5 protein-coding genes are annotated in these 7076 nt (G+C 60.3%); 4 read left to right on the top strand and 1 reads right to left on the bottom strand.

The annotated features are described in order from the left end of the window. A partial coding sequence (locus HW556_RS17515; RefSeq protein WP_246289710.1) for a bifunctional UDP-N-acetylmuramoyl-tripeptide:D-alanyl-D-alanine ligase/alanine racemase occupies positions 1–2463 on the top strand: 2463 nt, incomplete at its 5' end. Between the two features lie 174 nt (positions 2464–2637). Next, on the top strand, positions 2638–3270 hold the full coding sequence (locus HW556_RS17510; RefSeq protein ID WP_176901416.1) for an OmpA family protein: 633 nt from the start codon (positions 2638–2640) through the stop codon (positions 3268–3270). A 197-nt stretch (positions 3271–3467) separates the two neighbouring features. Here the strand turns inward: HW556_RS17510 and HW556_RS17505 are convergent, their stop codons facing one another. Then, positions 3468–4367, bottom strand: coding sequence for a carboxypeptidase-like regulatory domain-containing protein (locus HW556_RS17505; protein ID WP_176901415.1), 900 nt, complete (start codon positions 4365–4367; stop codon positions 3468–3470). A 216-nt stretch (positions 4368–4583) separates the two neighbouring features. Here HW556_RS17505 and HW556_RS17500 point away from each other — a divergent pair, with 216 nt between their 5' ends. Together HW556_RS17500 and feoB are read left to right on the top strand one after the other, a co-directional pair. After that, positions 4584–4850 carry a FeoA family protein gene (locus HW556_RS17500; protein ID WP_317170545.1) on the top strand — a complete coding sequence of 89 codons (267 nt, stop codon included), beginning with the start codon at positions 4584–4586 and terminating at the stop codon, positions 4848–4850. Between the two features lie 11 nt (positions 4851–4861). Then, entirely contained in the window at positions 4862–7048 is a 2187-nt protein-coding gene (feoB, locus tag HW556_RS17495) for a ferrous iron transport protein B (RefSeq protein ID WP_176901414.1), read from the top strand. Positions 7049–7076: the final 28 nt, after the last annotated feature.

The following is a 7076-nucleotide window of genomic DNA, read 5'->3' as shown; positions in this document are numbered from 1 at the left end:
ACCGTGCTCCAGCAACCCACTGCCACGGCCCCGGTGCAACGACTGCTGCTTGACAGCCGCCGCGTCGAAACACCCGCCGACAGCCTGTTCTTTGCCCTGCGCGGCCCCCAGCACGACGGCCACCGCTACCTGCCCGAGCTGTACCAGGCCGGCGTACGGCAGTTTGTGGTGGAGGCCGGCGTGGAGTTGCCGGGCGGCGCGGCGGCCTATCCGGAGGCGGGTTTGCTGGCCGCGGATGATGTGCTGGCGGCGCTGCAAACCCTGGCGGCCCACCACCGGCGGCAGTTCGCGCTGCCCGTATTCGGCATCACGGGCTCGAATGGCAAAACCATTGTGAAGGAGTGGCTGGCGCAGCTGCTGAGCCCCGAGGAGCTGGTATGCAAGAGCCCGCGCTCCTACAACTCGCAGGTAGGCGTGCCACTGAGCGTGTGGGAGCTGAACACGCGGCACACGCTGGGCATTTTTGAGGCCGGCATTTCTGAGCCCGGCGAGATGGCGCGGCTGGCCCACGTCATCCAGCCCACGCTGGGCATCTTCACCAACCTAGGCACCGCCCACGATGCCGGTTTTGCTTCCTGGGAAGAAAAAGTAGCCGAGAAGATGCGCCTGTTCGAGCAGGTGAAAACCCTGTTCTACTGCGCCGACCACCCGCTGGTACACGCTGCCGCCCGCCGCCAGCTGCCGCCCGAAACCCTGGCCGCCTGGACGCGCCAGCGGGCCGTGTACGAGACCGGCGAGGCCCGCTGGCTGGTGTCAGTGAAAGAAACGCTGGCCGACCGTACCGTGCTGCGCATAAAACAAGCCGGGGCCGAGTCGCACACCTTCACGTTGCCCTTCGCCGACGAGCCCTCGCTGGAAAACGCCCTGCACGGCCTAGTAGTGCTGCTGCACCGCGGCGTGGCGCCCGACGAAATTCAGCGCCGGCTGGAGCGGCTGCAGCCCGTGGCCATGCGCCTGGAGATGAAGCAGGCCCTCAACGGCTGCTACGTGCTCGACGATACCTACAACAACGACCTGGCCGGCCTGCGCCTGGCCCTCGACGCGCTAAGCCGCCAGCCCCGCCGCCTGCCCCGCACGCTCATCCTCTCCGACGTGCTCGAATCGGGCCTCGAAGGCGCCGAGCTCTACGCCCGCGTGGCTGCGCTCCTGCCTGCTTCCGATGTCCAGCGCCTCATCGGCGTCGGCCCCGAAATCAGTCGGCACCAAGCCGCTTTTGCGGGCCTGAAAACCCACTTTTACCCTGATACTGAGGCGCTGCTGGCCGATTTTCGGGCTGATGATTTCCGGCAGGAACTGCTGCTGGTGAAGGGCGCCCGCCGCTACGGGTTCGAGCGGGTGGTGGCCGCGCTCCAGCAGAAACTCCACGGCACGGTGCTCGAAGTCAACCTCGACGCGCTGGTGCATAACCTCAACTTCTACCGCCGCCGCCTGCGCCCCGGCGTGAAGCTGATGGTGATGGTGAAGGCCTTCGCCTACGGCAGCGGCTCGATGGAAGTGGCCAACCTGCTCCAGTTCCACCGCGCCGACTACTTGGCCGTGGCCTACGCCGACGAGGGCGTGGAGCTGCGTCGCCAGGGCATTAGCCTGCCTATTATGGTGATGAACCCGGCCCCCGACTCGTTCGCCACCCTACGCCAGTACCACCTCGAGCCCGAAATCTACTCCTTCGAGTTACTGCAGGGCTACCTCGATGCTGCCCATCAGGCCTCGATGCCGCCCGTTCACCTCAAGCTCGACACCGGCATGCGCCGCCTGGGTTTCGGCGAGGAAGACGTAGCCGAGCTGGGCGCGCTGCTGCATGCCAACGCCGTGTTGGTGCCGGTGGCCAGCATCCTCACCCACCTGGCCAGCGCCGACGAGGCCGGCCACGACGGCTTTTCGCGGGGCCAACTGGCCGCCTTTGGCCGCCTCACGGCGGTGTTGGAGCATATTATCGGCTACCCTGTGCTCAAACACGCCCTCAACACGGCCGGCATCCTGCGCTTTCCCGAGGCCCAGTTCGATATGGTACGCCTGGGTATTGGCCTGTACGGCGTAGAAGCCAGCGGCCAGCAACCCGACGCGCTGCGGCCCGTGAGCACATTGCGCACTACGGTTTCGCAGGTGAAAACTCTGCCCGCCGGCTACACCGTGGGCTATGGCCGCCGCGGCGAGGCCACGGCCCACGAGCGGCGCATTGCCACGCTGGCCATTGGCTATGCCGACGGTTATGACCGGCGTTTCGGCAACGGAGTAGGAGAGGTGATTATTCGCGGGCAACGCGCTTCACTAGTCGGCAGCGTGTGCATGGATATGTGCATGGTGGACGTCACCGACCTGCCCAATGTGCGGGCCGGTGACGAGGCCGTGGTGTTCGGCGAGGGCCTGCCATTGCCCGCGCTGGCCGCCCGCATCAGCACCATTGCCTACGAGCTGCTGACCAACGTGAGCGAGCGGGTGAAGCGGGTCTTCGTGGCGGAGTAGGGGCACCGTGCAATGGGGTCGTGAGCAGGACTAAAACAGCTAGGTCGGTAGTGGCCTGGAGTCCGGGGTCGGGGCGAATTTTGGGTGCAGGCCTCGTCGTAGCATCCAACGCAAGAGCCATGTCTGCGTAAAGTAGATTATAACCTTTCCATTCACCTATATAATATTGCTCCGATGAAAAAGTCCTTTCTTCCTGCTCTGGCCGCTATTGCCCTACTCGCCTCTTCCTGCTCCGACCTCAAGAACCCGGCGGAGGTAAACGAAGCCTCCGAGGCCACCGCCGACACGGCCGTGGTGTTTGATAATGGTCGCACCGCCGAGGGCATGGCCACTTCCGCCGCCAACGCCACCGAAAACGTAGTTGTAGATGCCTTCACGGTGAACGATGCCGAGATGCGCGATGCCAAAATGGAAGAAATCGATCTGCCCGAGATTAAGGTGCGCGAAAACGACCGCCTGAACCTCTACGGCCTCGACGAGGAAGTGCTTTTCGACACCGATAAGGCCGTTATCAAGCCCACAGCCACCCGTGCCCTCTCCGAAATCGGCGCCTCCATCAACCGCCGCTATCAAGGTAAGCAAGTGCGCGTACTGGGCTTCGCCGACTCGCGCGGGGCCAAAGACTACAACATGGACCTGGCCCGTGAGCGGGCCGCCGCCGTGAAGGAATGGCTCATAACCAAGGGCATGATGAAGGCCGATATGGTGAGCATCGAATCGATGGGCGAAAAAGCTCCCGTGGCCACCAATGCCACGCCCGCCGGCCGCCAGCAGAACCGCCGTGTAGAAATTGCCGTGCTCAAGTAATAATTACAGATGTTGCAGATAAAAGGATGATGCAGATTTCGAATAGCCTTTTCAACTGAAACTGGCTCCTTCCCTGCCTCTTTCCGCACAAAAAAAAACAGCCCGCTGCGAGCGGGCTGTTTTTTTGTCTATGGTTTACAAGAAAAGATGCGCCTGGAATCTGCGTCATCCTTTTCATCTGCAATATCTGTTGTGATTTATTTGATCTGATCGACTTCGGCGCGAATCATGGCATTGTAGCGCTTGCCGTCGTTGGCCAGCGTAATGAGGCTCCAGCCGCGGCCTATGGTGTAGTTCCAGGTGAGGGCCTCCTTGTATTCGAAGGTAGGCTTTAGAATCTGGCCGTAGGGCGTATAATTATCCATGAAGTTGACGGTATAGAAGTTGTCGCCGCTCACAATCCACTCCATCGCCACAAAAAAGCCTTCCTTGGGCGCCTCAATGTTGTACTCGGTCAGATCGACGGTGTACCACTCGCCACCCTTCGGAGCCGACACTACGATGTTCTCGGTCAGCAGGTCGGTGTTGGGCGAGTTGTAGTTGCCATCGGCCTTGTAGAGCCGCACGCGGAACGGCTCGCGGGGGAAGCCGTTTTCGCCAATGTAGAACGAAACGGTACGCACGTTGCCCAGATCTTTGCCCTTCTCGTTCTTCACGAAGAAGGCATACTGGCTGCCGGGCATGCCCTGAATCATGCCCTCGCCGGGCGTGTTGGAGCGTGAACCCAGCCCCAGATTCTTGATTTTGGCGCTGCTGACTACATTCACGTTTTCCAGCTTGATGGCCAGCTTGGTCACCTCAATAATCATGTCCTGCACCTTCTGGCCGGGCTTGATGAGAACCGATTTGCGGCGGTAGCCCAGGGCCACGATAACCAGGGAGTCTTGGGGGTTTTTCTGGGGCATACCCATCTGGAAAAAACCGTACTCATTGGTCAGGGCACCGGTCTGCTCTTCCTTCAGGCCGATGGAAGCAAACGGGATGGGTTCTTTACTAGCTTCATCAACAATGCGGCCGGTAATTTTTGCCTCTTGGGCAAAGCTTAGCAGTGGAAATGCCAGTAGCAGGCAAAAAAGGGCAAGTAAGCGTGTGATCATGGGTAGCCGGACTAAGATATATGCCAAAACTACAATGAAAATAGGCACTACACGCAATACTTCAAAGAATATTTATACTGATGCAATTTCATTTCGGAATAATTATAGGTCAGCTACTTAGCAGGCCGCTATCCAACTGGGTGGCAGGAGCGAATTTTGGCTGAAACATAAAAGGGTAGTATCTTTGTTTGAAGAGAATCTAAATAACTCCATACCGTGCCCGATACCTCCACCTTCGTCTCCGCCCCGACTGTGCGCCGTAGCGTAAAAGACCTCAAGCTGGGCGAATCGGCCACAATTTGCTGCCTCGAGGACCCGGAAATGGCTCTCAAGCTGCTCGAGATGGGCTGCATTCCCGGCACCCAGGTTCGCCTCAACAGCCGGGCGCCGCTGGGCTGTCCCATCACGCTGATAGTGGGCGAACAGTGCGATTACACGTTGTCGCTCAGGGTAAGCGAAGCGGCCACTATCCTGCTGAAATAGCGAAGGCCCGGATGACGAGTGGGGAAGATATTGTGACGGATCCGGCCGGGGTGGTCGGATCGGCGGAGCGCCTGGAGGCGGCCGCTGGAAGGGCAGGCGGCTTGTTGGCTCGCATTGCGCTGGTGGGCAACCCCAACTCGGGCAAATCGTCGCTGTTCAATCAGCTTACCGGCCTCAACCAGAAAGTCGGCAACTTCCCCGGCGTTACCGTCGACCGCAAAACCGGTATCAGCCAGCTCACGCCCCAGCTGCGAGCCGAAATAATCGACCTGCCGGGCACCTACTCGCTCTACCCCAAGAGCCTCGATGAGAAGGTAATTACCAGCCTGTTCTACGACCACACCAGTCCGCAGTACCCCGATTTTGTGGTCGTGACGGTGGACGCCAGCAACCTGCGTCGCAATCTGCTGCTGTTCACCCAGCTGGCCGACCTAGGCTTGCCCGCCATCCTGGCCCTCAACATGATGGACACGGCCGAGCAGCACGGCATCCAGATTGATATTGAGGCCCTGCAGGCTGAGTTAGGTGTGCCCGTGGTGCCGCTGAACGCCCGCAAAGGCGTGGGCATTGCGGCCCTAAAAATATTGATGAGCCAGACGCTTGGCGCCCCTACCGAGCGATTTTACGAGCCCGAGGAGGACCTGCTGCCCATGGTGCGGCAGATTCGCTATTACTTCAACCTGCACAACGATTACCTGGCGCTGCACTACGCCCACCAGTACCGCCACTTAGCGTTCCTCAGCCCTGATGACCGGACGTACATTGAGGAGCTGACAACGCAGTACGACTTCAAGCCCACCGTCCGGCAAGCCCAGGAAACCATTGCCCGCTACGCCCGCGTCAATGAGATTCTGCTGAACTGCGTAACCGTGACGCGCACTGAGCAGAACGAGCCCTACAGCAACCGCCTCGATAAAGTCCTGACCCACCGGATCTGGGGATACGCCATTTTCTTCGGCATCCTGTTTCTGATGTTTCAGGCCGTGTTTGCCTGGGCCAGCTACCCCATGGAATTGATCGACGAGGGCGTGGCCGGAATTAATCGCCTCATCCAGACCAATTTCAGCGGCCCGCTCATCAACCTGCTCACCGAAGGTGTGCTGGCGGGCCTGGGCGGGGTGCTGATTTTCATCCCGCAGATTGCCCTGCTCTTCGCCTTCATTGCGGTGCTGGAAGAAACCGGCTACATGGCCCGCGTTACGTTCATGATGGACCGCATTATGCGGCGCTTTGGGCTGAACGGCAAGAGCATCGTGCCCCTGATTTCGGGCGTGGCCTGCGCCGTGCCAGCCATTATGAGCGCCCGCACCATCGAAAACCGCAAAGACCGGCTTATTACCATCTTCGTCACGCCGCTCATGTCGTGCTCGGCCCGGATTCCGGTGTACACCGTGCTTATCGGGCTGGTAGTACCCGATGAGGCGGTGCTGGGCATCTTCAACCTGCGCGGCTTCGCTCTGATGGGACTATACCTGCTGGGCTTTTTTGCGGCCATCTTCTCAGCCTGGGCCATGAAGCTGCTCATGCGCACCACCGAGCGGAGCTACTTCATTATGGAGTTTCCGGTGTACCGTTGGCCGCGCTGGAAGAACGTGGGCATCACCATTCTGGAGAAGGTGAAAACCTTCGTTTTTCAGGCCGGAAAGGTGATTCTCGCTATTTCCATCATCCTGTGGGTGCTGGCTACCTACGGCCCCCCCGGCCGTTTGGAGCAGGTGGAAACCCAGGCCCGCGCCACCGCCGCCACCCAGCGCCTGACGCCCGACGAAACCGACGCCCGGGTGGCTTCCGAGCGGCTCGAAAACTCGTATGCTGGCATCTTCGGCCATGTGCTGGAGCCAGCCATCCGCCCGCTGGGCTTCGACTGGAAAATTGGTATTTCGCTGATAACCTCCTTTGCGGCCCGCGAGGTATTTGTGGGCACGATGAGCACGATTTACAGCGTGGGCCAGGATGCCGACGAACTAACGGTGCAGCAGAAACTGGCCGCCGAAAAGGACATCTACGGCCAGCCGTTCTTCACGCCGGCCCGCTCGTTTTCGCTGCTCGTGTTCTATGTGTTTGCCATGCAATGCATGAGCACCCTGGCCGCCACCTACCGCGAAACCAAAGGCTGGAAATGGCCCATGCTGCAGCTGGTGTACATGACCGGCCTGGCCTACGTGGCCTCGTGGCTGGTGTATAGCCTAATGAGCTAGAAGAACGACGTAGGGGCGGGGGTTTTCC

The sequence above is a fragment of the Hymenobacter terrestris genome, assembly GCF_013377905.1.
GTDB classification, from domain to species: Bacteria; Bacteroidota; Bacteroidia; order Cytophagales; family Hymenobacteraceae; genus Hymenobacter; species Hymenobacter terrestris.
The sequence above is the reverse complement of the archived record's forward strand: the minus strand, read 5'-3'. Positions and strand labels throughout refer to the sequence as shown.